The 26,667-nt window shown below is 69.0% G+C and carries 17 protein-coding genes and 1 pseudogene; 9 read left to right on the forward strand and 9 right to left on the reverse strand.

Annotated elements, in window-relative coordinates; translation table 11 throughout:
• The first annotated feature begins 173 nt into the window (after nucleotides 1-173).
• The 4 genes from OG736_RS46370 (at nucleotide 174) to OG736_RS46385 (ending at nucleotide 4,473) form a co-directional block, all read left to right on the forward strand.
• Nucleotides 174-497, forward strand: a complete 324-nt coding sequence (locus OG736_RS46370; RefSeq protein ID WP_327188194.1) for a hypothetical protein — start codon at nucleotides 174-176, stop codon at nucleotides 495-497.
• Nucleotides 498-767: 270 nt separating this feature from the next.
• Nucleotides 768-1,799 carry a protein kinase family protein gene (locus tag OG736_RS46375; protein WP_327188195.1) on the forward strand — a complete coding sequence of 344 codons (1,032 nt, stop codon included), beginning with the start codon at nucleotides 768-770 and terminating at the stop codon, nucleotides 1,797-1,799.
• A gap of 316 nt (nucleotides 1,800-2,115) precedes the next feature.
• On the forward strand, nucleotides 2,116-3,669 hold the full coding sequence (locus OG736_RS46380; RefSeq protein WP_327188196.1) for an ISL3 family transposase: 1,554 nt from the start codon (nucleotides 2,116-2,118) through the stop codon (nucleotides 3,667-3,669).
• Between the two features lie 54 nt (nucleotides 3,670-3,723).
• Nucleotides 3,724-4,473 carry a class I SAM-dependent methyltransferase gene (locus tag OG736_RS46385; protein WP_327188197.1) on the forward strand — a complete coding sequence of 250 codons (750 nt, stop codon included), beginning with the start codon at nucleotides 3,724-3,726 and terminating at the stop codon, nucleotides 4,471-4,473.
• Nucleotides 4,474-4,756: 283 nt separating this feature from the next.
• Here the strand turns inward: OG736_RS46385 and OG736_RS46390 are convergent, their stop codons facing one another.
• Entirely contained in the window at nucleotides 4,757-6,067 is a 1,311-nt protein-coding gene (locus OG736_RS46390; protein WP_327188198.1) for an MFS transporter, read from the reverse strand.
• Between the two features lie 108 nt (nucleotides 6,068-6,175).
• Between OG736_RS46390 and OG736_RS47480 the strand changes: the two are divergent.
• Both OG736_RS47480 and OG736_RS46400 read left to right on the forward strand, forming a co-directional pair.
• Nucleotides 6,176-6,322, forward strand: a pseudogene (locus tag OG736_RS47480) (IS5/IS1182 family transposase); the annotation flags it as partial.
• Between the two features lie 343 nt (nucleotides 6,323-6,665).
• Nucleotides 6,666-7,474 (forward strand): IS5 family transposase gene (locus OG736_RS46400; protein ID WP_327188199.1). Its coding sequence is split into 2 segments (ribosomal slippage): nucleotides 6,666-6,983 and nucleotides 6,986-7,474, totalling 807 coding nucleotides; the frame shifts between segments, so codons are not numbered across the junction.
• Between the two features lie 19 nt (nucleotides 7,475-7,493).
• Here OG736_RS46400 and OG736_RS46405 read toward each other — a convergent pair.
• The 8 genes from OG736_RS46405 to OG736_RS46440 all read right to left on the reverse strand — a co-directional run bounded on the left by OG736_RS46405 (nucleotide 7,494) and on the right by OG736_RS46440 (nucleotide 21,499).
• Entirely contained in the window at nucleotides 7,494-7,895 is a 402-nt protein-coding gene (locus OG736_RS46405; RefSeq protein WP_327188013.1) for a hypothetical protein, read from the reverse strand.
• Nucleotides 7,896-8,063: 168 nt separating this feature from the next.
• Nucleotides 8,064-8,978, reverse strand: coding sequence for a replication-relaxation family protein (locus tag OG736_RS46410; protein WP_327188200.1), 915 nt, complete (start codon nucleotides 8,976-8,978; stop codon nucleotides 8,064-8,066).
• Nucleotides 8,979-9,098: 120 nt separating this feature from the next.
• Nucleotides 9,099-9,638: a hypothetical protein gene (locus tag OG736_RS46415; protein WP_327188201.1), complete on the reverse strand. Its 540-nt coding sequence runs from the start codon at nucleotides 9,636-9,638 to the stop codon at nucleotides 9,099-9,101.
• Nucleotides 9,639-9,676: 38 nt separating this feature from the next.
• Nucleotides 9,677-9,808 carry a hypothetical protein gene (locus OG736_RS46420; protein ID WP_327188202.1) on the reverse strand — a complete coding sequence of 44 codons (132 nt, stop codon included), beginning with the start codon at nucleotides 9,806-9,808 and terminating at the stop codon, nucleotides 9,677-9,679.
• 748 nt (nucleotides 9,809-10,556) lie between these two features.
• On the reverse strand, nucleotides 10,557-11,492 hold the full coding sequence (locus OG736_RS46425; protein ID WP_327188203.1) for an SDR family NAD(P)-dependent oxidoreductase: 936 nt from the start codon (nucleotides 11,490-11,492) through the stop codon (nucleotides 10,557-10,559).
• A gap of 60 nt (nucleotides 11,493-11,552) precedes the next feature.
• The gene (locus tag OG736_RS46430) at nucleotides 11,553-13,916 is read right to left on the reverse strand and encodes an MMPL family transporter (RefSeq protein ID WP_327188204.1); all 2,364 of its coding nucleotides are present in this window, start codon (nucleotides 13,914-13,916) and stop codon (nucleotides 11,553-11,555) included.
• Between the two features lie 33 nt (nucleotides 13,917-13,949).
• On the reverse strand, nucleotides 13,950-18,779 hold the full coding sequence (locus tag OG736_RS46435; RefSeq protein WP_327188330.1) for an SDR family NAD(P)-dependent oxidoreductase: 4,830 nt from the start codon (nucleotides 18,777-18,779) through the stop codon (nucleotides 13,950-13,952).
• The gene (locus OG736_RS46440; protein ID WP_327188205.1) at nucleotides 18,728-21,499 is read right to left on the reverse strand and encodes a type I polyketide synthase; all 2,772 of its coding nucleotides are present in this window, start codon (nucleotides 21,497-21,499) and stop codon (nucleotides 18,728-18,730) included. Before OG736_RS46440 ends, OG736_RS46435 begins: the two co-directional genes overlap by 52 nt.
• Nucleotides 21,500-22,002: 503 nt before the next feature.
• Between OG736_RS46440 and OG736_RS46445 the strand changes: the two genes are divergently transcribed.
• From OG736_RS46445 to OG736_RS46455, 3 genes are all read left to right on the forward strand, one after another.
• Entirely contained in the window at nucleotides 22,003-23,403 is a 1,401-nt protein-coding gene (locus OG736_RS46445) for a hypothetical protein (RefSeq protein ID WP_327188206.1), read from the forward strand.
• Between the two features lie 215 nt (nucleotides 23,404-23,618).
• Nucleotides 23,619-25,544, forward strand: a complete 1,926-nt coding sequence (locus OG736_RS46450; protein WP_327188207.1) for an ABC transporter ATP-binding protein — start codon at nucleotides 23,619-23,621, stop codon at nucleotides 25,542-25,544.
• On the forward strand, nucleotides 25,523-26,434 hold the full coding sequence (locus OG736_RS46455) for a short-chain dehydrogenase/reductase (RefSeq protein WP_327188208.1): 912 nt from the start codon (nucleotides 25,523-25,525) through the stop codon (nucleotides 26,432-26,434). The genes OG736_RS46450 and OG736_RS46455 overlap by 22 nt, the downstream gene beginning before the upstream one ends.
• Nucleotides 26,435-26,667 lie beyond the last annotated feature (233 nt).

Raw genomic sequence — 26,667 nt, forward strand, 5'->3', positions numbered from 1 at the left:
GCAGGCTCCTACTGGGGATCTCGGCGACAGACCACGGACCAGGCAGAAGCGCAGCACGACCAATGGCTACGCGAACAACGCCAACAGGCCTACGTCGGCCTCCTGGACGCCTGGGACCAGCTGTCATCGCCCTCAACCAGGTCGTTGTGGGCTGGGACGACTTGGAGCACGCCATGGACAGCCGTGGGGAAATCCACGAGTTCCACCAGGAGATCGTTGAGCAGGCGGACCGGGCGTGGGCTCCGGTGGCGCGGCCCCTGGAACGGGTTCAGCTATTGGGGCCGGAGCCGGTAGACAGTGTGGTGCAGACTATGGAGTCCGGCTTCGCGGATGCGCGGAAATGGCTGGATGATCAGGCTTCCCCACAACGTCTGACGGCGCCGTGGGGTAGGCGCTGGTCGGATACCATGACGGGTTTGAACGAGGCCCGGAAGGCGTTCGCGGATGCGGCAAGAGAGGAGCTGCGGCGGGTACCGAAGCCGGGCCGTCAGCCGTGACCGGCTGGTGGACTAACCATCGCCCCGTGCCTTCTGGCATCAGGTCAGTCCAGAATGCCGCCATGGCCGAAGAAGAGCACAACGAGGCAGCTGAACCCTCATTCCTGTCCTGCGCCGCCGAGGTGGCGCGGCTGCTGGGTCTCGGAAGCCCGGCTGACGTGCCGGAAGCCCGCCGCGCACGGCACCTGGCCCATGCGGTACGCAAGCCACTACTCGAACGCGCCTGCTTGCCCGAGGGGCTCTTCGCCCCGTTGATGGCCGCAGCCGTCTATGACCCGGACCCCAGCTTCTGCCGCTGGTTCGTCGAACCAGCGGTCTACGCATTCGGATGCCGCCGTGCCGCTTGGCTCCGGTATCGGCGGGAGGTCTGCGCTGCTGAAAGTGGGCGGGAAGCCGGTTTTCGTGAAGCGGGTGCCGCTCACGGATATGGAGCGGCTGCTGGAGCATGCACGGTCCACGGCCAACCTGTTTGGGATTCCCACCTTCTGCCAGTACGGCGTCGGCGGGGGGCCTGGTTTCGGGGCGTGGCGGGAGCTTGCCGTTCACACCATGACGACGAACTGGGTGCTCGGAGGGCAGTACCAAGGGTTCCCGATGATGTACCACTGGCGCGTGCTGCCGGACACGGCCGTGCTTCCCGAGGAACTCGCGGACGTGGAGCGGGTCGTGGCCTATTGGGGAGGCAGACCGGAGGTACGCCGTCGTATCGAGGCCCTTGAGCAGTCCTCTGCGAGTCTCGCGCTGTTCCTGGAGTACATCCCTCAGACGCTCGACGAGTGGCTTGCCGAGCAGGTGCAGGCTGGTGAAGAGTCTGCCGACCGGGCTTGTTCCCTGGTGGAGGGCGAGTTGGAGGCCGGCACGTCCTTCATGAACGCTCGCGGGCTTCTGCACTTCGACGCCCATTTTCAGAACATCCTGGTCGACGGCAGACGCCTCTACTTCGCCGACTACGGCCTCGCCGTCTCCTCCCGATTCGATCTGTCACCGTCCGAGACCAGCTTCTTCGAACTGCACAGGACCTACGATCGCTGCTACACGCGCAGCTGGCTGGTGAACAGGCTGATTACAGCTCTATACGGCTGCGAGCGGAAAGACCGCGAGGCACTTATCCGCGCATGCGCGGAAGGGGAGGATCCGCCGGACGGACCGCGAAAGGCCAGGGCCATCCTCTCCCGCCATGCACCGCTCGCCGCAGTGATGACGGACTTCTACGGCAAGATCCAGGACGAGAACAGGGAGACCCCGTACCCGTTGGAGGCGCTCCGCCGGGCCCTTCATGAGGACAGGTCACGACGCAGCTGAGCAGGTCTCCGGGCTCTTTGCGGCTGGAGATGTAGTCGGCCAGCTGCTCCTGGCCCGGCACGGGCTCAATCTGTCGCAGCGGGGCCCGCCAGGTGGAGTCATTTCTCGGCTCTGGCACAGATCTTGGGGACTGGTCGCGGAGCGTCACCCCAGTGTTCGATTGCGAGGGGTTGGATTCGCGTGAGACCGCGTACGCCTTATCGTCTGGCAGGCGAGAGTGATGCTCCGTCAGGTCTCTTCTCGTATCCGCCGTGGTCGGCTGTGGTCGGTGACGGTGCTGGTCATGCTGGCCGATGCATCGTTTTGGGACTCTCTCGTGTTCGACGGGATCGACGACGTGGACGTCGAGGCGGTGACCGCTGCCTTCGGCACGGTCGATGTGGTGGCGAGAGGCCGGGCGGCCGGTGCAGTGTGTCCCGACTGCAGTCGTTTCTCGGGCCGGGTGCACGACTTCTACCAGCGCAGATTGAAGGATCTCCCGCTCGGTGGGCAGAGCGTCGTGATCCGGCTGACGGTCCGGCGTTTCATCTGCGGAGCGGGGGACTGCCCGCGCCGCACGTTCGCCGAGCCGTTCACCCAGTTGGCCCCGTACGCGCGGTTCACGACTCGGCTCAACCACACCCTGGAGCGCATCGGGCTCGCGCTGGCTGGACGGGCCGGCGCCCGGCTGGCCGCCCAACTGGGTCTCGGTGCAGGGCGGATGACCTTGTTGCGCAGGGTCATGGCGCTGCCGGATCCGCAGTTCAGCACGCCGCGGGTGCTGGGTGTGGACGGCTTCGCGATCCGCCGAGGGCAGACCTACTCCACCGTCTTGACCTGCGGAGAAACCCATCGCGTGGTCGATGTGCTACCGACACGCGAATCAGGACCGCTGGCCGCATGGCTGACTGCCCACCCCGGCGTGGAGATCATCTGCCGGGACCGGGCGGGCGCCTACGCCGAGGGCGCCCGGCTCGGCGCCCCCGATGCCCTCCAGGTCGCCGACCGGTTCCACCTGTGGCAGGGCATCGGCCGGGCCGTGGAGACCTGCGTCGCCGCTCACCGGGAGTGCTTACGAGCACCGGCGCCGCTCAAGCTGGCGAGCACCGACACTCCGCCGGACGGCTCGGAGCCTGCCGACCGAGAGCCGGTCGGCAGACGGGCTCAGCGCAAGAAGGCTGCGCATGCCCTGGTCCACGAGCTGCTCGCGCAGGGTCACTCGCGCCGGGCGATCGCCCGGCACCTGGGCTGGGGCCTCAACACCGTGCTGCGCTACGCGCGCGCCGCGCACTGGCAGGACACCATCCGCGAAAGCCGCCCCCGGCCCAGCAGACTGGACCCCTACAAGCCCTACCTGGACAGGCGGTTCGCCGCGGGCCGCTCGAACGTCACCCTCCTGCACCGCGAGCTCCTCGCCGAAAACGCCCCCGTCACCTATCAGATGGTCCGCGCCTACATCGCTACCCTGCGTGCCACCCCGCCGCAGGCGCCGCCTCCACCGCCGACGGTGCGCAAGGTGACCGGCTGGCTCACCCGCCATCCCGCAGCCCTGAGTGAGGAAGACCGCGCTGCGCTCAAGGGCGTCCTGGCCCGCTGCCCCGAGTTGGACGCCGCCGCAGGGCACGTCCGCGACTTCGGCGAGATGATGGCCCATCGCCGCGGTGCCACGCTCCCTGCCTGGACCGACGCCGTTGACGGCAGTCAGCTGCCGGGCCTCACCAACTTCGCACTCCACCTGCTCCGGGACCTCGACGCCGTGACGGCCGGACTCACCCTGCACTGGAGCTCCGGCGGCACCGAAGGTGCCGTGAACCGCATCAAAAAGATCAAAAGGCAGCTCTACGGACGAGCGGGATTCCACCTGCTCCGCAAGATGATCCTGCTGCAGTGACCCACCCTCGATATTCGAGTGAACGTACGGAAGGGGCTGCGTAGGGTGACCGGCGTGGACCCAGCTGACTTCTACACCGGCATCGTCGCGGAGATCTACGGACCGCTGAAGTCCTTCTCCCAGGACCCCGAACCCTGCGCAGCCTTCATTCAGCAAACCGGCATGCCGGCACTGGAGCTGGGGTGCGGAGACGGTGATCCCCTGCTCGAACTGCGCCGACGCGGCCTGGACGTCGACGGCGTCGACTCCTCCGCCGACATGCTGGAGCGGCTCCGACGCCGGGCAGACGAACAAGACATCCGTGCCACCGTGTTCCACCAACGCATGGAGGCCTTGAACCTGCCCCGCCGCTACCGGGCGATCTTCCTCGCCGGGCCGACCTTCACCCTGCTCCCCGACGACGCCACAGCCCTCGCCGCCCTGCGCGGCATCCGCGCTCAACTGGCTGAAGGCGGCACCGCCCTGGTGCCCCTGTTCACCCCCGCACCGACCCCCGCGGAACAGATCGGCCGAGTGCGCACAGCCGCCACACCCGACGGCGTCGAACTCCGGGTATCCGTCGTCGCCGAGCAACGCGACGAGACAGCGCGGACACAGACGACGCTTCTACGCTACGAACGGCACCGCGGCTCAGACAGCACCATCGAAGAGCGCCCGTGGATTATGCATTGGTACACCCCGGAGCAGTTCGAGAAGCTGGCCACGACCGCCGGCCTGACCGTGACCGCGGTCACCGATGCGGACGGCAAACCAGCTCCTGCTGACGGCACCGACTTGCTGCACTTCCGGCTCCAAACAACCTGACTGCGGCCTCGATCACCCTCCGCAACCGCTCCCCAAGATCTGTGCCAGAACCCATTTCTCACCTACAAAATCGGGCCCCCAGGCACCGGGTGGAGTCAGAACTGACCTACAAGTGGCGTCCACCGTCACCTACGAAGCCAGCGAGGCCACGTCGGCCGCGTGCAGGGCACGCACACACGGGTGTCGAAGGCGGCCGGTCTCCCCAAGCTCGAGGTTTCGCCGCGGGCTGACCTGTTCAGCATCGTCACGACAGCGACCATCCATGGTCACTGAGCCCGGCGCTTCACCTCGCCGCTGGTCCCGCGTCTGAGTCCGAACTCTCTTCGCCGACTTGATCTTCCGCGGCCTGCGGTGAGGATGCTGTTCCGTCAGGCGTTTCGGCAGCAGCGCGCAGTGTACGTACCCGTGGTGAGAGCAGGGCTGCCGTCGTGGCCAGGACAACCAAGGCCGCGCAGCCGGCCAGCGCCTTGTCGGTGCCCACGGAAGCAGCGACGGGTCCGGCGGCGAGCAGGCCGAGCGGGGCGAGGGCCAGGGAGCCGAACCAGTCGTAGGAACTGACGCGTGACAGGACCTCCTGCGGGATCTCCCGCTGGATCGTGGTCGCCCACAGCACGCCGAAGACATCTGACGCGATACCGGCTCCGAACATGGCCGTGGCGATCAGCCATAGCGGGGCTTCGGCGCAGAGCAGGGCGATCGGTACAGCGGCTGGAAACGTACAGAGCACCGCGACGAGAAGGGGGCGGTTCACCCGCACCCGGGTGGCGAGTCCCGCACCCGCGATGGTGCCCACCGCCTGCGCGCAGACGATGACCGACCAGGCCCGCGCTCCGCCGAAGTGCTGCTCGGCGGTCAGCGGGCCGAGCACTCCGACGTTGGCGTTGAGGGCCGCGACCACCACCGAGTACTGCGCGACCACGACCCACAGCCATTGCCGGGAGGCGAACTCCTGCCACCCCTTTCGCAGATCGGCCCACCCCGACGACCGGCCGCGCGGCCGCACCTCCACCCGCAGCCGGGCCGTCAGCGCCGCGCTGAGGACGAACGATGCCGCGTTGAGCGCGAGCGCCCAGCCGGCGCCCACCAGCGCCACCGTCACCCCGGACAGCGCCAGGCCGAGCAGCAGTGAACTGTTGGTGCCCACTCGCAGCAGTGCGTTGGCCTGCTGGAGCCGGGCCGCGGGCACGACCGACGGCACGAGGCCGTCCATCGCCGGTGCGAACAGCGCCGTCGCCGTTCCGGCCGCCACGGCCAGCATGCACATCGCCACCAGCGGCGCGTGTCCGGTCAGCACCATCGCGGCCAGTCCCGTATAAGCGGCTGCCCCCAGCACGTCGGCCGACACCATCAGCCTCGGCCGCGACATACGATCCGCGATCACCCCGCCCACCAGAATGAACACCAGCTGCGGCAACGCCTGACAGGCCACCACCAGAGACAGCCGACCCGCACTCGCCCCGGGCAGCGCGAGCACAGCGAACGCCAGTGCCACCCGCGCGAAGCCGTTGCCCAACACCGAGACCACCCGCGCGGAGGCGAGCAAGACGAACTGCCGGTCGCGCCACAACGACGACCCGTTTAAGGAAGCTGTCACGGCCAGGCACCCTAGAGGACCCAGATCAACACCCGCCCCGAACCGGCCACTCCAACGAGAGCCACACAGGTGTCGTCGCTCATCGACATGGCCGAGCCATTTGATTGCCGAGCGCGCGTCGAGGCCTCACAGCGGCTGGGCCGTTACGGCTGGGTTGTCGAGCGGACGGTGTTCTGGCTCGCCGGGTGCCGACGACGGCACCGTCGCTTCGTCGGCATCGCCACAGTCCTCATCTGCCACCGCCGAATCACCAAGCTAGCTTTCAGACAGGCTTCACCTGTCCTCCTCGACCAAGCGGAAGCCGCACGAGGCGCAGACCGTATGCCCGTCGGGTGCCGTCCGCTTGCATTGCGGGCAATGAAACGACGGCGGTCCGGCAGGGGGAACAGTGGGAGAAGGACTGGTCGGCCAAGCCCAACGACCCCCCTGAAGCACCTCGAGAATCCGCATCCCTCCATGATGCTTCGCGGTTCGCCACAACGAGCACCATCGTTCCCTTTCAACCATCTGGCAGCCGCGCTAGGAGCTCGTAACACGATCTTGTTGAACAGTCCTGGTCGACCGTGACCGGTGTGACGATTCCGCCGTTCGAGATGCTGTGAGCACTCGGCCGTGGACCGTGGACGACGACCTGTGGGCGCTGATCGAGCCGCTCCTGCCGCCCTGGCCGCAGAAGTCGCCGGGGCCGCGGCCGGTGCCGGACCGGCTGTGCCTGCAGGGCATCCTGTACGTGCTCCACAACGACATAGCCTGGCAACTCCTACCGCTGGAGCTGGGGTTCGGCTCCGGACAGACCTGCTGGCGGCGCCTCGAACGCTGGCAGAAGGACGGAGTCTTCGACCAACTGCACCGCATTCTGCTCGCCGAACTGCACGCGGCCGGCGAACTCGACTGGTCCAGAGCCTGCGTCGACGGCTCCCACATCCGCGCCAAAAAGGGGGAGCCGACACCGGTCCGTCGCCGGTCAACCGGCGGAAGACGGGCAGCAAACACCACCTGATCTGCGACGGACGCGGCACCCCGCTCAAGGTCATCACCACCGCGGCCAACGTCAACGACGTCACCCAGACCCTCGCCCTCGTCGACGGCATCCCGCCCGTCGCCGGGAGGCCCGGCCGTCCGCGCAGACGCCCCGACTCGCTCCTCGGCGACAAGGCCTACGACTCGAAGGCCGTGCGCCATGAGCTGCGACGCCGCCGGATCCTGCCGGTCATCTCCCGCAAAGGCGCCCCGAACATCAAGGGCCTGGGCAAGCTCCGCTACGTCGTGGAGCAGACGTTCGCCCTGCTCCACCAGTTCAAGCGCCTCGCCGTCCGCTGGGAACGCCGAACCGAACTCCACGACGGCTTCGTCTCATTGGCCTGTGGCCTCATCTGCTGGAGGCGGCTGAAGAAGCGCCGATCATGATCGTGTCACGAGCTTTTGGCTACAACTCACACCACTCGCCCAGAGGGCCGGCCGCCCGCGTCTGGGTGAAGTCGTGCACCAGGTCCCACGCCCGATCGATGTCCAGGACAAAGCCGCCCGTGAACGCGGCGAGGTCGTCCATGATCGGGACTTCGACCTCGGCACCCGAGGGTACGGTGCCGTCTCCTACGAGCAGAGACATCCGCTCGGTGTCACTCACCAGATGGACAACCGCGTGATCATCTCGGAAGGCCAGGATCAGCACCGGGAACTCCCTGTCCGGCGACCGAAGCTCGACGTATCCCTGACCACGGGAACGCAACTCGTTGAAGCGGTCTGACAGATCCTTCACCTCTGAACGCCTCTCAACCGGATGGAACAGTCCCGATTCCGGCGACGTCGCCGCCCACACCACGCTCATCCAGCCCCCCTTCCCCACACAGGCCATCGCCCACGATCCAGGGCCACGCTCCCACGCTCCACCACGACACGACTACTGGAACTGGGGCGCATGATCGTGTTACGAGCTCTAGGGGGTGGGGTCCAGACTTTGAATTCAGGCGGCTGGTTGCCATGGCGCGGGGGGTCGTCACAGAGCGGTCCATGGGCGAGGCTCGCCCCCAGCCAGCGGCACCCACACTGGCCCACTGGGACCGTGGTGCTCGAGGTCTTCCAGGATGGCGGCTCCCAGCTGAACCTCGCGGGAGAGGGCCGCTACGAGCGGGTGCTGGGCGACCATCGCCTGGAGGTCTCTGGTCCTGTCTCCCAGTCTGGCCCGGGAGGCGCCGGTGAGGACGAAGAGGACGCGGGGGAAGACCGGATACCAGCGCAGCCAGGCCGGCCCCGTGGAGGCTGGCCTGCGGCGGCCGACGGGCTGGGCCTCGTACTGGAACAGCCGGGCGTACTCGATCAGCTTCACGGCGAGGCGCTCGCTGCTCATGGTGGTGCGATCGACTTCCACGAACGCGCGCAGCTTCCGCCGGTGCTCGCCGTCGACGACGGTGTAGTGCATGACGGCGTCGGCCACGAGTCGGTCGCCCTCGCCGATCGAGTGAGATACTTCGGGGGTCCAGTCCCAGGGGCCGTGTTCGTGGCCGAGCCTTCGGGCGTCGGCGGCAAACGTCAGGTGGGCACGCACGGTGGCGAGTGTGTGGTGCGTCTTCAAGGACGCCGCCGTGGCTGAGGTGATGGGGTAGGGCGGGCGCCCTCGCAGAACGGGCAGGTCCCGGGTGAGGCGGGATCCTTCCGGTGTGAGGTACCAGACGCGGGTGCGGTCACGGCTCGCGTTCGGCAAGGCCGTGAAGTCGACGAAGCCCGCGGCGCGCAGTTTGGCCAGCACACGGAAGACCACCTGACGTGAGCTGCCCGGGCGAAGCATGAGGCGCAGCTGTTCGGTCGTGGCGATGCGATGCTGAGCGAGAGCGGCCAACGCCTGGTGCTTCAGAGGTTCGGCGGGCCCGGTGTCTGCCGGAGAGATCCGAGCGGTCGGTGTACCGGCGGTCATTAAAGATCCTTTCGAGACGCACCACAGGCACGGCCGCCTCCGCGCGAACCTGCTCGTGGGTGGCTTGCTACCAGTAGCGGCGGGTGAGGCGCCGAGCCGGCACCTCGGAGGAAGGGCCCTCTAGGGTGGGGCGGCGCAGTCACCGCACAGGGCCCGCCCGCGTTTGCGGGCCAGGTCGGGTTCCTTGTGGGGCTCGAGTTTCAGTGCCGCGCGGACCTGCGCCTGGAGTTCGGCGAACTCGGATCCGGCGTCGGCACATACGACACCCGGGTCGGCCGCCCCGCAGGTCCTCGCGTCCCGGATGAGGTCGGTGATGCGCCAGTCGGCGCGGAAACTGTCGCCTCGAACCTGCTCGACCTCGGCGTACAGGTCTGCCAGCCGCGGCCGTCGTCCGGTGGAGAGCAGCGTGTCGCGGCGTGATGCGTAGACACACAGGGAGCAGGAGCAGCGGGATGTGCCTGCCCAGTCGCCGGCGCCGGGCATGGAGTCGTATGTCCAGCAGTAGGGCACGGGCGCGGTGAGGTGCCATGCCTTGACGTCGGCGGTGGACCAGTCCGTGACGGGCAGCCATTCGTCGACGAGGCAAGCACTGTTGGTCTGGACGTTGGGGAAGGCGGGCCGCTTCTTGCGGTCGGGCCCTTCGTCGCTGCGCAGGTCCATGACCTTCAAGATCCGCACCGGGCGGCCGAGCTCGAGATTCAGCCGGGTGACCACCGGTGTCCCCAGGCGGCGGAGACGACGCTCTCCTTGGCGGCCTTGCGGCAGTAGGGGCTGCCCATGCGGGGGAAGCGGCCGTAAGCGGCTCTCTCGGTGAGCAGGCTGTGTGGCACCCGCGTGCCGTCAGGGGCGGGAAGCGTGCGGGTGCCCTCGACGTGTCGGTCGGCTGGGATCCCGAACGCTGCGCTCTGCAGCGCGGCGAGTTCGGACTCCCGGGTAGCGGACGCCGTCGAAGACCACGGCTGGCCACTCCAACACTCCGAGACTTGAGTGGTAGGAGATCACCCGGTCGGCGACGCCGGCATTGCGTGCGGCTTATGAACCGCAGTTCATGACCGCGGAGTCCTTCCCGCCGGACAGCTGCGGGGGGAGCAGGTCGTACGAAGCCAGGTCCGGTGCGTGGGAATGGCGGTGGGCGAAGCGCGTGGGCATGACGGCTCCAAGGCTCTGTGGTGGTGGGGGAGAGAGATGGGCGTGCGGTGTGCCGGCGCGGGGGAGGAGCTTCGGCACAGCGGGTTCAGGAGGGGGCGGGCTCGGGACCGGGCTGCTTGGGGTGGGTCTGTTGAGCGGGCAGACCCAGGCGGATCTCCTCGCGCTCGTGGCGGGTCCGCCCGAGCAGATGCAGCCAGCGGTGGGGGCCGCGGCTACGGATGTTGCGGGCGTCTACCGCGACCAGGGCCTCGCGCAGCCAGACAGCCGGATCGACGCCGGGCCGCGGCCGCCGAGCGCGACGAGCTGCTCCTGGGCGTGCCAGCAGCCCTGCTCCTGGCGCCGGACCTTCTGCGCCGTACGGGAGGAAGCAAAACGAGTTCGCGATTTCCTGTACCTGTTCGCGCTGCAACCCGCGCGTCGCTTGAGGCTCTACGGAGCCCTACGCGCGGGTTCGCCTTCAGACAGCCGGACGGCCTTGCCTTCTTGTTCCTCAGGTTCACAACTCACGGTTGAGGATGTGGGCGGAGGGCCGCCGCTGGGTGAGGAGGCAGCGCTGGCCTCGGTGATGGTCCTGGTCGTGAACCCGACGCGGTCGACGAACGGCCGGAAGAAGCCGGGGGCTGCCGCGACGATCGCGTGGGCGCGGTGCGCGGTGATCGTCTGCGCCCGGCGTTCGATGCCCGACACGATGCTGCGCACGGCCTTGTCGACGGTGCACATCCGCCAAAGCCCTCGTTCGTTTCCGCTCCACAGGCGCCGACCTGCTGGATCCGCGTGGATCGCGTCCATCATCGGCGTCTTGAGGAAGGTCGGGTGCAATGTGCCGACGTCGACGCCGAGATGCCTCACCTCCAGGCGGATGCTGTTGCACATTGCCCAGACGCCGGCCTTGCTGGCGGTGTAAGGGCCTTGGAGCGGGGAGTGTACGAAGGCCGCCATCGAGGAGATGGCCAGCAAGTAGCCGCGTTGACGTTCGATGTGCGGGAGGGCGGCCTTGAAGGTCCGCCATACTCCGGTCAGGTTGACGTCGACGACGCGCTCGAAGGCGTCGGGATCGAGGGTGGCCGTCGGCGCGACTACGTTCACCCCCGCGTTGGCGACGACGATGTCGATGCGACCGAAGTGGTCGGCGGCTCGGTCGATCGCCGACCGGAGGCTGAGGAGGTCGGTCACGTCCGCGTGGGCCGCCCATGCGGTGCGGGGCCCGCCGAGCATGTCGGCTTGAGCGGCGAGGGCGCTCTCATCGCGGCCGAGGAGGGCGAGGTGCGCGCCTCGACGCTGCAGTGCGTCGGCGACGGCGGAGCCGAGTCCGCCGGTGGAGCCGGTGATGACGACGGTGCGTCCGGCGAGGTCGTAGCGGCTCATAGGGTTCTTTCGGGACGGCTGGATTTGTCGGAATGTCCGGGACGGTTGGTCCACGTCTTGTCAGGTGGAGAGGGGAACATCGTCTGCGGGCCGAGGAATGGCGGTTGCGTACGGCGTGGTGTCGGGGGGCTCAGGGCCCGGCCGGAGGGGAAGATGGCGGCGCAAGGGGTCTGGTAGCCACCAGTTGGCGTTACCCGCCAGCTTCATGACGGCCGGTACGAGCAGGGGGCGGATCACCGCAGCGTCCAGGAGGACGGACAGCGCGACGGTGACAGCGATGCTCTTCAAGATGGCGACGTCCGTCACTGCGAGCGCCAAGAGAACAACGAGGACCACGGCGGCCGAGGCGGTGAACAACGGCGCGGCGGCTTGCAGGCCTTCGGCGGTCGCACGGACGGTGTCGCGGGTACGGCCGTGCGCCTCGGTGATGCGGGCCAGCAGCAGGATCTCGTAGTCCATCGACAGGCCGAAGGCGAGGAAGAACGCGATGAACGGCAGTGAGAGGTCGGTGTTACCGGTCATGGCGAAGTCGCCGACCCATTGGCGTAGATGGCCTTGCTGGAAGACGTAGACCATCGCGCCGAAGGTCGCCGTGAGGCTGAGGATGTTGATCAGCAGGGCCTTGAGCGGCAGGAACAGGCTACGGGTGAAGGCGAGCAGCAGGCCCAGGGTCGCGACAGTCACGACCACAAGGGCACCAGGTAGGTGGTGAAACGCCGAGGTGCGGGTGTCCAGGAAGTCAGCGGTGGCCCCACCGGTGAGGGCTGGCACGGGGGCCGGTTGAGTGCGGACGGTGTGCAGCAGGTCGACAGCGGCAGTGCTGTAGGGCCAAGGTGTGGAGTTGATCGCCAGCCAGGTGCCGCTGGGCAGGGTGAATCGTCGTAGTCCCGCGCAGGGGTGATGCGCAGGTGGTTCTTCGGTGGGTTCGCACAGGGGGCTGGCGGGCTTGCCGTTGAGGTAGGTGCCGGTCGCGGTGCGTAGTCCTTGGACGCCGGGGAGGCGGGAGAGACTGCGGGCGTAGGCATCGAGGCGGTCGGCGTTGTAGGGGTTGTTGGGATGCCAGTCGGGCAGGACGACATCGATCTCGGTCCCGAGGTGGGGGAAGTCGGTATGCAAATCGCTCATGGTCCGGGCGACGGGGGAATCGGCGGGCAGGGCGCGTTCGGCGCTGAAACCGAAAGTCACATCGCGGAAAGGCAGGGCGAGCAGGAGCAGCAGGGCGCTGGTCAGGGTGAGGACTACCAGGGGGCGGCGCATGACGGCGGTCGCCAGGGTGTCCCAGCGTGCGGCGGCCCGGGCGGCCTGGCGTCGGCGGGCGAGGATGTCCCGCCCGGCCAGGCGTTCGCCGAAGCAGGCGAGGGCGGCTGGGACGATCAGGAGGGAGGCCGCCGCGGCCAGAGCGATGACGCTGATGCCCGCCGTGGCCAGAGAGCGCATCAGAGGTACCGGGAATAGCAGGAGTCCCAGCAGTGAGACGGCGACGACGCCGGCGGAGGCGATCACGGTGGGTCCGGCGGTGCGGGTGGCGAGGACCACTGCTTGGGCGTGCGGACGGCCGAGGGCGGTCTCCTCGCGGTAGCGGGCGATGAGGAACAGGCTGTAGTCCACGGCCAGGGCAAGCCCAACGGCCGTGGTGAGGCTGAGGGCGAACGCGGAGATTGGGGTGACGGCGGCGACGGTGCGCAGGATGGCGGCGGTGCCCGTGATGGCGACAGTGCCGACGGCCAGAGGCAGAAGAGCCGCTGGAATGCTGCCGAACATCAGAAACAACAGGACGAAGGTGAGGGGCAGGGCCATGAGTTCCATGCGCACCAGGTCCCGCTCGCTGTACATCTGGATGGCGCGAGTGACAGCTGCCTCTCCTGCCGCTCGGGTCTCCAGAGGGCCGTGCCGGCCGTCGGCATGGGCGAGGACGTCCGCGGTGGCGGCATGTAGAGCGGGCGCGGAGGTGTCGAGCCACACGGCGATGAGGGCCGTACGGCCATCGGCGGCGCGTAGCAGTGGGTCCGGCGGGGGCGGGAGTGCCGGAGTGGAGGCAGTCGGGTCGAGAGGGCCTGTCCAGTACGAGTCGACGGCGGTGACGCCAGGTACCCGGCGCAGGTCCTCCGCGAGGCGAGTACCGGCGGTGCGCGCAGCCGGCTCGTCGACGGACCCCGTGGTGCGGGCGAGGAGCAGGAGGGGCGGCATGCCCCCGTGCGGGGACTGCGCCAACCGGTCGCGTACTTGCGCCGCGGTGGTGTTCTCGGCGAGCCAGCCGCCGCTGCTCAGGTGTGCGGAGACTCCGGCGGACAGCAGGCCCGTAGTGACGACGAAGAGCGCGGCGGCGGCCAGGACGAGCCGGTTGTGGCCTGCGGCCCATCGGGCGAGCGTGGCGAGGGAGCCCGGGATGTGCGAGCGGTCGGGGTGCGGTGGTGGCTCGCACATCACAAGCGGCCTCTCATGTATGGGTGGGTGGGGTCAGGGGGTGTGAGCGCTCAGTGCGGGCCCGGCGGGGTGCGGCACGGTCAGAGCCGGCGCGGTTGAACTGGGCGCGGCCGGCGCCGGCACGGTGGGGGTCTGGTGGCCGAGGCGGATCAGGGCGCGGCGGGCGAGGTCGGTGATGCCTTGGGCGTTGAGGAATTCCAGGGTCGGCAGTTCGCAGCCCAGGCGGCGGCGCGCGGCGACGACGGCTTCGACAGCCATCAGGGAGTCCAGGCCGAGCTGGTCCAGGCGGCGATCGCGGTCGAGGCGGGCGGGGTCGATCTGCAGGATCTCGGCCAAAACCTGGGTGATGGCGTCGGCTGCCAGGGCGAGTGCTTCGTCGGGGGTGGCGGTGGCGAGGCGGTGGCGTAGCTGGTCGGGTCCGTCGTCCTGGGGGGTGTGGAGGGGGATGAGACCGGCGAGGCGGGGGGTCTGCACGGCCGGCATCATGCTGCGGATGCGGGCCCAGTCGATCCTGGCGGCGGCGGTGACGTCGGTGTTCTGGGCGACGGCGTCCGTGAGGGCGGTGCAGGCCTCGGCGGGGGTGAGGTTGTCCAGGCCGAGGCGGGCGAGCATGTCGGTGATGCCGTGGCGGGCGGCGTAGCCGGTGTCGCCGACGGCGCCCCAGGCCATGGTCGTGCCGGGCAGGCCGGTGGCGCGGCGGGTGCGGGTGAGTGCTTCGAGGTAGGCGTTGGCGGCGGTGTAGTTGGCCTGGTAGGCGTTGCCGAACCAGGCGGTGACCGACGAACAGGTCGCGAACAACTGGAGGTCGCCCTCGCGGGTGAGCGCGTCCAGGGTGGCCGCGCCGAGCAGCTTGGGCTCCAGAGCGGTGCGCAGACGTTCGTCGGTGAGTTCGGCCAGCGGTGCGTCGTCCAGGACCATCGCGGCGTGGATCACCCCGCCCAGGGGGAGGGCGTCGGTGTCGATGGTGGCGAGTGTCCGGCGCAGGTCCTCTTCGCGGGTGACGTCGACCGCGTGGGCAGTGGCAGTGGCGCCGCGCTGGGCGAGCGTCTGAATCAGCTGGGGGGCGTCGGGTGTGTCGGCGCCTCGGCGGCCCAGGAGGGCGAGGTGTCGTGCGCCGTGGTCGACGAGACGGTGGGCGAGGGCTGCTCCGAGGCCGCTGAGTCCGCCGGTGACCAGGTAGGTGGCGTGCGGGGAGAGCTGCAGGGGCGGGTCGATGCGCTCCAGGGGAGGTGGCTCCTCGAAGGTGATGACGACCTTGCCGAGGTGGCGGGAGCGTTGCAGGACGCGCAGTGCCTCGCTGATCCGGGTGGCCGGGTAGGCCAGGTGCAGCAAGGGGCGGTAGGTTCCGTCCGCGATGAGCTGGGCTGTTTCGTCGAAGCAGGTCCCGGCCTGGGGCAGGCGGCCGGAGATGAGCTGGTAGGCGTCCACGCCGAAGAAGGCGATGTTGTTGCTGAAGGGCCGCAGCGCCAGGGGGGTGGAGGTGTAGATGTCGCGCTTGCCGAGTTCCAGGAAGCGTCCGCCCGGGCGCAGGAGTTCCAGGGTGCGGCTGATGGCCTCTCCCGCCAGGGAGTTGAGGACGACGTCGACGCCCTGCCCGCCGGTGAGGTCGCGGACGTGCTCGGCGAAGTCCAGGTTGCGGGAGTCCAGGACGTGGCGGACGCCGAGCATGCGCAGCAGGTCGCGTTTGGCAGGGGTGCCGGCGGTGGCGATGACGTGGGCGCCGCGGGCCCGGGCGAGCTGGAGGGCGGCGAGGCCGATGCCGCCGGCGGCACCGTGGACAAGGACGGTCTCGCCGGCCTGGAGACGCGCGAGGCGCTCGAGAGCGTGGTGGACGGTGAAGTAGACCACCGGCAGGGTGGCGGCTTCGGTGAACGTCATGCCGTCGGGGATGGTTCCCACGAGGCGGGCGTTGACGGTCACGTGGGAGCTGAGGCTACGGGGCGCGAGCGCGTAGACGCGGTCGCCTGGTGCCAGGTGGGTGACATTGGTGCCGACTGCGGTGACCGTGCCGGCGCATTCAAGGCCCAGGGCCGGCCCATCTGGCAGCGGGGTCTCCGCGCCCGGGGGCAGGAGGCCAACGGCGAGCATGACGTCGCGGTAATTGAGTGCGGCCGCTGCGACGGCGATGGTGATCTCGTCGGCTGCGGGCTGCTGCGGCCGGTCCGGGGTCCAGGTGAGCCGGGGACGCAGGCCGGCGTCGTGCAGGCGCAGTGTGAAGGGCGTTGAGCTGGGGGCCTCGGGTGCGGTGGTGGAGGCGGGCCGGGGGACGGTGCGCGGGACGAAGCGGCCGCTGCGGGTCAGGACGACCTCGTCCTCGTCGGTGGGTTGGAGCAGTTCGGCCGCCAGGCGCCGCGCGTCGTCGGCGGGCCGGGCCCCGGAGTCCAGGGAGATGCGCCGGATGGTCAGTTGGGGGATCTCGTTCGCCAGGGAGCGGGTAGCGCCCCACAGTGCTGCGTCCTGAGGAGCGCCTGGCCGTTCGGGGGCGGGGTGGATGCCGCTGGGCCGGGTGACGATCCATAGGTTGGCTGCGGCCCCGGCCGGCAGGTGTGAGCCGGTTTCGGCGAGGTCTCGCAGCACACCGAGTCGGGCGACGGCTTGGTCGCACATGTCGGCGGGGCTGTCGCCGGGATGGGCGTCGAAGACCAGGACCGTGTGCGGGGGCTGCTGTTCCCCTGCGACCTGTTCCCAGTGCCGAGGGGTCTGGTCCAGTCCGGTGACGCGGACGTCGGCGCCCGCCTCGAGAAGAACGTCGACGAGGTCACGCAGCAGGTCGCCGTCGGGGTTCTCCCCGGCCAGCAGCCAGCGCGCGTCCGGGGCGGCGGGCGGCGCGAGGGGGATGGGGAGGGCGGGGGAGCGGGGTGCGCGGCGGGCGCAGAGCACGGAGTACTCGAGTTCCGGCAAGGCTTGGTCATGTCCGAGTTGGGCGACCTCGTCGAAGCCGCACTCGCGCAGAAGGGGTGCCCATGCCTGCCCCGGCAGCAGAGGGGAGTCCTGGCGCAACGGGGCGTCGGTGAAGTCCCAGAAGCCCTCGAGGGTGCCGAAACAGGGGGCCAGCAGGCCGGGTTCGTGGGTCTCGTGGGCGAGGAGTTGTCCGCCGTCGGCAAGGAGGTGGGTGATGCGGGCGAGCGTCGCGCGCAGGTCTCGGGTGGCGTGCAGGACGTTGGTGGCGATCACCACGTCGAAGGAGCCCGCGGTGAAGCCCTGCTCGGCCGGGTCCTGGTTCAGGTCCAGGCAGCGGTAGTCGACGAAGTCGAAGTCGGCGAAGCGCGCCTTGGCGGAGGGGAAGAAGCCGGCGGACAGGTCGGTGAAGGTGTAGGCGGTGCGCTCGGGCGGCAGGTGAGGCAGGAGCAGGGCTGTGCTGCTGCCGGTACCGGCACCGACCTCCAGGATGCGCAGCGGCCGGTCCTCGGGCCAGGTGCGGACCTGTTCGCGTACCAGGGCGAGCAGCAGCTGATTGTGGAAGCGGGGCTGGACTGCGTCGCTGTAGAAGTACTCGATCAGATGCCGGTCGGGTTCGTCGAAGAGCAGTGTCAGCGGATCGCGCTTGCCGCGCAGGACGTCGGCCAGGTGCAGGCAGCACCGGCCGAACAGGGACGTCTCGACCGCATGCCGGGGGAAGTCGCGGACCAGTTGCTGGAACAGCTCCAGCGCCGGAGGGCCGTCGGTGTCGGGAAGGCGCCAACGGGCAGGGCGACCTTCTCCAGGCGGCTGGGTCGGGTGCAGCAGACCGCGGGTGGCATGGGCGAGAAGCTCGGCCAGACGGGTGTGGCGGGGCTGCATGCCGCCTGCCACCAGATCACCGGTGTCGAACTCGCTCTGCCCTTCCGGCAGTAGCTGGGCGAACGCGTCGGCGATCAGGCGCGAGCAGCACTCGCGTAGACGCTGCAGCCCGGCTTCGTGCCCCTCCTCGCGCCAGGTCTCCTCCAGACGATCGCGGTAGGGCAGACACGCTTGCGCCAAGGCGCTGGGCGAGGGCAGGAGGCCGGACAGTGCCGGGTCGGCGGTCCCTGGAGCCGCGCGCAGCACGTTGACGAGGTGCTGCACGGGTTCGGTGGGGGTGTTGCCCATGCGGCGCAGCCGGCAGCCGGTGAGCTGGAGGCAGACATGGCCGTCGGCGTCGCACAGGGTGATGTCCCAGCACGTTTCCTGGGGGTTGTTCTCCCGCAGGCGTACGTGGATCATTCCGCTCTGCGGCGGAGTGCGCCACAGGCGCAGGGCTTCGACGGCGACCGGCAGGAACGGCAGGTACTCGCCGTTGACGCCGGTCAGGCATCCGCCTGCCTGGAGTGCGCCGTCCAGGAGCGCTGGGTGGACGTGGTAGCCGTCGGCGGGCTCGTCCAGGGTGTAGGAGGCGAGGGCTTCGCCCTCGTGCAGCTGCAGGTCGGTGAGGACCTGGAAGGCGGGGCCGTACACGAGGCCGGCGCGCCGGGCACGGGCGTAGTGCTCGGTGACGTCCATGGGGGTGTGCAGGCGCGAGCGCAGGGCGGCGAGGTCGACGGAGGGCGGCGCGGCGGCCAGCAGCCGTCGCACGCGGGCCCGGGCGTACGGCTGCCAGGGCAGGTCGTCGCCGGTACGTGCGGCGATCGTCAGGGCCTGGTCGCCGTCGCTGAGCGAGACCTGTACGCGCACGTCGGCGGCCTCGTCGTCCCAGGGCAGATCGAGGGCACGGGTGATGAGGAGATGGTTGACCTCGACGGGGGCATCGTGGACGAGCCCGCCTGCGGCGAGGGCCATCTCCAGATAGGCGGCGGCGGGCATGACGGCGGAGCCTGCGACCTGGTGGTCGGCCAGCCACGGCAACCGGGTGGGCTCTACCAGGTTGGACCAGCAGGGCTGCTGTACGGGGACGCGTGCCCCCAGCAAGGGGTGCTGGACGGGGGTGGTCTCACCGGCGACGCGCAGCCACCACTGGGGGTCACCGTGCCATTGCCGCTCGCGCTGCCAGGGATAGGCAGGCAAGTCGGTCGTGCGTCCGGGCTGCGGGAAGAAGACGTCCCAATGGATGTGAGCGCCGGCGGCCAGCACCTGGGCCGCTGCGGTGTCGACAGCGGCGGGCCCGGGCACGGCCCGGGCACGGCCCGGGCACAGGTAGCCGTGACCAGCACAGGCTGTTCCGATCCCTTGACCGCCTTGCGCAGGTACGGCCGCAGGACGGGGTGAGGACCGATATCGACGAAAGTGTCGTAACCGTCATTGAGTAGCGTATGCAGGGCCGGTCCGAACAGCACGGGCTCGCGGACGTTGCGCCACCAGTAGTGGGCTCCGAGCTCCTCGCCCGGGCAGGCGGTGCCGGTGACCGTCGAGACGAACGGAACGGCGGTGGCGGCAGGGCGCAGCCCCTCCAGGGACGCGAGCAGGCCGTTCCGTACGGGGTCCATGGCTTGGCTGTGGAAGGCGTAGTCCAGCTCCAGCATGCGGAAGAAGACCGCGCGCAGCTCCAGGTCGGCGCCCAGGGCTTGGAGGTGTTCTTCGGGACCGCAGATGGTGACGTCCTGGTCGCCGTTGACGGCGGCGATCTCCAGAGCGCCTGCGTAAGGGGCGAGTTCCTTGGTCGCCTCCTCCACGGACAGGCCGACTGCGGCCATGCGGCCTCGGCCGCGCGTGGCTGCCTGAGCACGGCTGCGTTCAGCTACCACCCGGGCGGCGGCAGGCAGGTCGAGAGCGCCGGCGATGTGGGCGGCAGCGATCTCGCCGACACTGTGGCCCAGAACCGCGGCCGGACGCACACCGCGGGCCTTGAACAGTTCCACCAGAGCGATCTGGAAGGCGAACAGCAGCGGCTGGGCGATCTCGGTGGCCTCGATGCGCGCGGGGTCGGCCGCGGCCATCTCCTCACGCACCGACCAGCCCAGGTGGGGCCGGAGGGCGTCATCGGCCCGGTCGAGCGCTGCCCTGAACACGGGTTCCTCGCGCAGCAGGTCCGCTCCCATGCCGGCCCACTGGGAGCCGTTGCCGCTGAAGGCGAACACCACGCGGCCGTCTGTCACCGCCTGTCCTGTGGCGGTGGCGGCGGGCAGGGGCAGTGCCCCCTGGCCGACGGCCTCCAGTGCTTCGGCGGCCTGCCGGGCGCAGGGAGCCAGGACTACGGCCCGGTGGGGGTGCAGGGTACGACGACGTGCGGCCGTCCATGCGACGTCGTAGAACCCCTCGGAGGTCTCCTCCTGCAGCCGCTGGGCCATGCGTGCGGCCGCGGCCTCCAGCGCCTCGGGGGTGCGGGCCGAGACCACTACCGGCAGCGCACCCTTAGGGGGCTCGCTCGGTTCGTTGAGGGGAACTGCGGGCGCGGCGGCCAGGACGACGTGCGCGTTGGAGCCCCCGAAACCGAAGGAGTTGACGCCGACCACGGGCCGCTGCCCGGCCAGGGACCTGGTTTCGGTGCACGGATCGAGCTGCCAGCCCTCGAAGTCGATGTGAGGGCTGAGCGGCTGCGCGTGCAGGGTCGGCGGGATGCGGCGGTGACGCAGGACGAGCAGGGCTTTCACCAGTCCGGCCATGCCGGAAGCGGCTTCCAGGTGACCGGTGTTGCTCTTGACCGATCCGATCGGCAGTGGCCCGATCGTGCGGCAGGTGCCCAGGGCCCGGCCGATGGCGTCGCACTCGATCGGGTCGCCCACCGGTGTTCCCGTACCGTGGGCCTCCAGATAGGACAGGTCATCGGCGCTCACGCCGGCCTGGGTGTAGACCTGCTCCAGCAATGCTGCTTGCGCCTGGGCGCTGGGGAGTGCCAGCCCCGTGGTGCTGCCGTCACTGTTGACGCCGCTCGCCAGGATCACCCCGTGAATGCGGTCACCGTCGGCGAGCGCATCGGACAGGAGTTTGAGGGCCACGACGCCGCCTCCCTCCGCACGCACGTAGCCGTCGGCTTCGGCCGAGAAGACGCGGCAGCGACCGGTCGGCGACAGCATGGAGGCGGCCGAGAAGCCGGTGAAACCGAACGGACTGAGGAGGACGCTCACTCCACCCGCCAGAGCCATACGCGCTCGGCCCGCGCGCAGCGTCTCGTACGCCTGGTGCAGGGCGGTCAGGGCTGAGGAGCAGGCGGTATCCACCGCCATGCTCGGCCCGTGCCAGTCAAGCAGGTGGGAGATGCGATTGGCGGCGTTTGTCGCCGCCAGCCCAGCCATCGAGTACGCGTTAGGCGCATCACCGCCGGTGGACTGCAAGTCGGCGTAGTCGTGGCTCGACATGCCGACGAACACCGCCGTGTCAGAGCCGGCGGTGGAGGCCTGGTCGATGCCGGCGTCGTCCAGGGCCTCGACCGCCAACTCCAGCAGCAGTCGGTGCTGCGGATCCATGCGCGCCGCCTCGCGCGGTGAGACCCGCTGGAAGTAGCCGTTGTCAAAACCGGTCACGTCCTGGAGGAATCCGCCCGCCGCCGTGTAGCTCTTGTTGCTCCTGCGCCGCTCGGTGTCGACGAACCGCTTGGGGTCGAACCGGTCCGGCGGGACCTCACCCACCAGGTCACGTCCCCCCTGCAGCGCCTCCCACAGGTCCTGCGGTCCATCGATGCCGCCCGGCAACCGGCACGAGAGGCCCACGATCGCCACGGCGTGCCTGTCAGGGTTCGTGGGGGCCACAGTCACAGAGTTCTCCCAGTGCACAAGAAAAAGAGGGGGGCAGCAGCAGAGACGCCTTGCAGGTGATGGCACGCGAAAAGTGCTTCCGCCGCCGGTGACGACGTGATCTTAGGGAGAGCGACGAACAGTCCTTGCATGCGTTGCGGCGTGCGGGTGAACGCGAGAGACAAATCTGCAGCACGTATGGGGTGAATTCGGCAGATCCGGCAACTCAGGGCAGGTTCTTCCATTCACCCATGTGCGTGAAGTACGTGGCGCTCCCAGGGCGCTGACGTGCAAAAATATCGCGCGGACGTCAACGGATCACCCGTCGATCCCCGGAAAGGGTGGCGGTAGAGGGGTGTTCCTTCAGGCCGCCGGTATGGTCGCCGACGTCCTGAGCCCGTCCCCACACGCGGCTTCTTGCACGTCCACGGCAACAAACGTGTCACCGCCGCGCTTTCGCGCGCCGCGACCCAGCCGACGAAGGCCCCTTTCAAGGCGGCCACAACGTTCCCGGAAGGTAGGCCATGAGCAGTTCACCGGTCGCCGTACCCGACGTCCAAACCGATGTCACCGCTTGCGGCTGGTGGCGTCCGTGCACGGTCCAGGTCATCGGCGAGGTGCCGGCAGGACAGCAGGCGCTGCGGTCCTTCCTGAACCATCTGGTCGCCTCCTTCGAGGTACAGGGCCACACCGTCCTGGACCGCTCCCATGGCGACGTCGACCTGATGCTCATGTGCGGGCAAATCCCCGAGGGACCGCAACCCCTGCGGGAGAGGATCCCGGACACCTACCCGCCGCTGAGTGCCATGCTGCGCCACCAGCACGGCCTGCGCCGCAACCCCCGCCATGTCGTCGCCGTGGTCGAGGTACCCGAACGGCTCAGTGTGCTGCCCCACGCAGAGGTCGTCGCCACCGCCCGCACAGCCATGGGCCGGCTCGGCGCTGCCAAGGTCCTGTTCGTATCCCGCGGCGATGCTCCCGGTCAGGTGGCAGAGGTGACGTTCTGCAACATGGAGGGCGGTCATCCCACCGAGACCACGGACATCGCCGACCGCATGCGTGATCGGCTGGTCACCGCGGCGTGCGCCCGGCAGGTCGCTGAGGACTACGACACCGTCCGGGACGCGATCACCCCCGAGGCATGGCAGGCCAGCAACGCCCCTGAGCAACTGGCGTATGCCGGCCGTCGGATGGGCGAAATGGGACTGCTGCCGGCGCCGGTGAAGGTGTCCGACTTCGTCTCCGACCAGCTGGCCGACATGTACGAGGTCTACATGGGAATGCGGGGCTTCAGCGAAGGCATGCTGTTCGCCTTCGACCCCGATCTCGACTGCCTGGTGGTCAGCGCCTCAGGGTCCTGGGACGTCGACAAGCGCAACCTGACACGAGAGCAGACCGTGGCCGTCGAGCCGCGCCTTGCCGACGGTCAGCGCCTGCGTGTCCTGGCCCCCAGCGGCATGCTGCCGATGCAACCATCAGTAGAGACCTGGGAGATCTGCGCCCTGATGGAGGCATGCCCCACCGTCCGCGTCACAAAGGACCCGTCAGGTACGTGGGTTCTGGACCCGGACGGAGAACGCGAGGTACCTCTCATCCGGGCCGGCATCCACGCCCACGTCGGGGTCGTTTCCAGCGACGAAACGGTGATCGAAACCGTCGAGGCGGACCGCGAGCAGTTCCCCTACGGCTTTGGCTGCGGCACCGACCTGACTGTCGAGATCGCCCGTGACACCGTTCGCCGGTCGAATGCCGTCAACGATCCGACCGATCCGCGGACCTATGTGCGCTGGCCCTTGCTGTACCACGGGGAGATGGCCGTCGAACTGTGGAAGCCCGGCCTGGCCGCCCAGCCCTTCCAAGGCTTGCTCGACCTGTACGGCACGGCAGTACACTTCACACCCGACGACGTCCCCCAGCCGGTATGAGTGGGCAGTCCGCCTCCGGCCTGTGGACAGAACCCAGCAGAGAGCGGCCTGCCAGCGTCGGCTGTAGCCGTGCCGCCGGCCCCTCGATCGGTAATCGCCGCCGCCCGTGACGGGCCCGGAACCCGCCAGTACGCCACTCTTTCGCGACGCGATGAGCAGAGCTGCGGCCGACCGGCTCCTCCCTCGCCAGGTCTTCATAAACGAGGCACCGCGACATGACCTTTTCGTTCGTCCGCCCCCAACCGTCGGCACGGCCGCTGACCCCCGACTGCCGAGTGGTGCCGGGACTGCGCATCGGCCAGGACCTCCTGCGCGGCGACCGGCTGCTGCTCGCCCTGGCAGCCGTCCTGTCCCTCGCTTCGGCCGCAGCCAGTCTGGTGGTGCCGTGGCTGGTGATGGGCGTGATGCATGCTCTCTCCCGGCACCAGTCGGTCACCCAGGCCGCCGTGGGCATAAGCGTCGCTGTCCTGAGCGCGGCCGGACTGCAGGCCCTGAGCGGGTGGATACTGGCGGGAGTTGGCGAGCGCGCTGTGCTGCGTCTGCGCCGCCTGGCCATGGGGCATCTGCTGCGGCTGCCGCTACGCGCGGTACGCGACGAGGGCACCGGCAGCCTCACGGCCAGGGTCACCTCGGACGCTGCCCTCCTGCGTCTGCTCATCGAAACCGGTCTCGTCCACCTCCCGGTGGCGCTCATCGCCACGGCGGCCACGCTCACTGCCATGGTCGTTATCGACTTACGCCTCACCATGGTCGCCGTCGGAGCCTTCGGGCTCACCGGAGCCTGCATCGCCCTCATGACGACCCGGATGAAACGCCTCGCAGTCGCCCAGCAGCGCGCGCTCGGACAGCTTGCCCAGAGCCTCACCGCCCACCTCGCCGCGCTCGTCACCGTCAAGGCCTGCCGCTACGAGAGTGAGGCCGTACACAAACTCGGACACGCCGCAGATGCCGTCCGTTCGGCGTGTCTGCCCGCCTCCCGTCTGCAGTGCCTCATCGGCCCGGTCGTGAGTTTGGGCCAGCAGATTGCCGTCCTAGCCGTCGCATTGGCAGCAGGGCAGCAGATCATGCACGGAGAGCTGTCCCTGGCCGCCTTCAGCGGCTTCTTTTTCTACCTGCTGCACCTCACCTCACCCCTGACTGTCGCCGCCCTCGGTATCGGCCATCTACAGGTGGGACGAACCGCGCGAGGCCGCTTCCACCACCTCCTCACTCGCCCAACAGAAGCGGAACAGGACACAATCGCAGCTCCCGTCCTGCCCCTACCCCATCCCGACGCACAGGCAGTGACCTTCCGCCGTGTCACCTTCCGCCTTCCGCACGGCAACCCCGTCTTGGACCATGCGAGTTTCCACGTCCCCGCGACCGGGCTCACTGCCCTCGTCGGTTCCTCAGGCGCGGGAAAGTCCACGGTGCTCACTCTGATCAACCGCCTCGCACAAGCCGAGCACGGAGAGATCCGCGTCCTGGGAAGGTCCGTCAGCAACTGGCCCCTCGGCGACCTGCGCCGACGCGTCACCTACGTCGACCAACGGTCCACCCTCATCGAAGGCACCATTCGCGAGAACCTCCAGCTTGGCCTCGCCGAACCGCCCAGCGACGCGGAGCTGATGGAAGCGTTGGAGAGGGTCGGGCTGCGCCACGCAGTGGTGTGCCTCCCTCAAGGCCTCGACACGCCCCTGGGTCGCGTCCAGGACCTGTCCGGCGGCCAGCGCCAGGGCCTCGCCGTGGCCCGTGCCCTCCTTACCGACAGCGACATCCTCCTCTTCGATGAGCCGAACTCCCACCTGGACGGCATCAGCGACCGACTCGTCACCCGAGCCCTCGACGACTTGGCGACCACACGCTGCGTCATCGTCGCCAGCCACCGGCTGTCCACCGTTCGCAGAGCACGGCACATCATCCTGCTCACAGAGCACGGGACAGCGGTCTCCGGCAGCCACGAAAGCCTCCTCACCCGCAGCCCCCACTACAGAGAACTCACCTCGGTGATCTCCGAAGGTGGCACATCCCCTTTCGTTCCGGCATCGACCCTCCAGTGCTCCCCGAGAGCCGCACAAGCCGGGACATGCCCACCCCGCCGGGAGACTCCATCCCCGCCCCCCTCACGAGGACACGGTCCATGGCCAAGTACTCCCTGTTGAAGAAAGCCGTCTTCATCACCGGAGCCGCAGGCGGCATCGGTGCAGCCACCGCTCGAGTCCTGCACGCCCGAGGCGCCAACCTCGTTCTCACCGGTCGCAACGCCTCCTCGCTCACCGATCTCGCCCGCGAGCTGGGCGAGGAACGAGCGCTTCCCTTGTCGGTGGATGTGACCGACCGGGCATCCCTGCACAGCGCGATGGCCCACACCATCGACCGGTTCGGCGCGCTTGACGTCGTCTTCGCCAACGCAGCGATCGGTCCGGACGTGCCCGCCACCATCGCCACGGTCGACCCGGAGCTGTTCGAGCGCATCATCGAGGTGAATCTCCTGGGGGTGTGGTGCACGGTGCGCGAGGCCCTCCCGCACATCATCGCCAGCCACGGCCACGTCTTGGTGACCTCGTCCACATACGCGTACATCAACGGAGTCGTAAACGCCCCCTACGCAGCGTCCAAAGCAGGGATTGAGCAGTTCGCCCGGGCCCTTCGCGTCGAGTTGGCCATGCACGGAGCGACGGCCGGCGTTCTCTATCCAGGGTGGGTACGAACACCGATGACCCGATCGGCGCTCGGAGGACACGAACTCACGACCCGGATGCGCGAGGTCGCCTTCCCTCGCCTACTGGCAGCCGCTATCTCCCCGGAGGTAGTCGCGCGCCAGGCGGTTCAAGGGATCGAGCGACGCACGACACGCATCACTGTGCCGCGCCGCTGGCAACCTGTCGGGATCTTGCGTGGCATCGTCAATCCGCTCTCCGACCACTTGTTGTCCCGCCACACCAAACTCCAACCGCTTTTGAGGACTCTCGAAGACACAGCCCGCAGCGGAGCTATGCCCCCCGCCTACTCCTCTGTACAGCCGATTGCCTCAGCGACCCTGTCCCCCTAGGGCTATCCCAGTACGGCTCCAGTTCGGCTACCAGCCGATCCGGACCCATCGTGATGGGTAAGCCGCAAAGGGCCACCCCGCGCAGCCTGCCTCGCCAGCGCTGACGTCGTATAGGCCGAGACGGAACCGGGCGAACGGAAACGACCTGGTGTAGTGCCACCACGAAGCTCTTCACCGCCCTCGGACAGCAGTTCAACGACTTTGCCGGGCGTCGAACCCGCCCTCGCTGAGGT

Source organism: Streptomyces sp. NBC_01334 (assembly GCF_035983595.1).
Classification (GTDB): Bacteria; Actinomycetota; Actinomycetes; order Streptomycetales; family Streptomycetaceae; genus Streptomyces; species Streptomyces coriariae.

Excerpts from the sequence above, each read along its gene's own strand:
- OG736_RS46445 (WP_327188206.1), top strand. The coding sequence starts at position 22,003 with ATGAGCAGTTCACCGGTCGCCGTACCCGACGTCCAAACCGATGTCACC.
- OG736_RS46425 (WP_327188203.1), bottom strand. The coding sequence starts at position 11,492 with ATGAGCCGCTACGACCTCGCCGGACGCACCGTCGTCATCACCGGCTCC.
- OG736_RS46405 (WP_327188013.1), bottom strand. The coding sequence starts at position 7,895 with ATGAGCGTGGTGTGGGCGGCGACGTCGCCGGAATCGGGACTGTTCCAT.
- OG736_RS46410 (WP_327188200.1), bottom strand. The coding sequence starts at position 8,978 with ATGACCGCCGGTACACCGACCGCTCGGATCTCTCCGGCAGACACCGGG.
- OG736_RS46375 (WP_327188195.1), top strand. The coding sequence starts at position 768 with ATGACCCGGACCCCAGCTTCTGCCGCTGGTTCGTCGAACCAGCGGTCT.
- OG736_RS46455 (WP_327188208.1), top strand. The coding sequence starts at position 25,523 with ATGGCCAAGTACTCCCTGTTGAAGAAAGCCGTCTTCATCACCGGAGCC.
- OG736_RS46370 (WP_327188194.1), top strand. The coding sequence starts at position 174 with ATGGACAGCCGTGGGGAAATCCACGAGTTCCACCAGGAGATCGTTGAG.
- OG736_RS46415 (WP_327188201.1), bottom strand. The coding sequence starts at position 9,638 with ATGGACCTGCGCAGCGACGAAGGGCCCGACCGCAAGAAGCGGCCCGCC.
- OG736_RS46450 (WP_327188207.1), top strand. The coding sequence starts at position 23,619 with ATGACCTTTTCGTTCGTCCGCCCCCAACCGTCGGCACGGCCGCTGACC.
- OG736_RS46430 (WP_327188204.1), bottom strand. The coding sequence starts at position 13,916 with ATGTGCGAGCCACCACCGCACCCCGACCGCTCGCACATCCCGGGCTCC.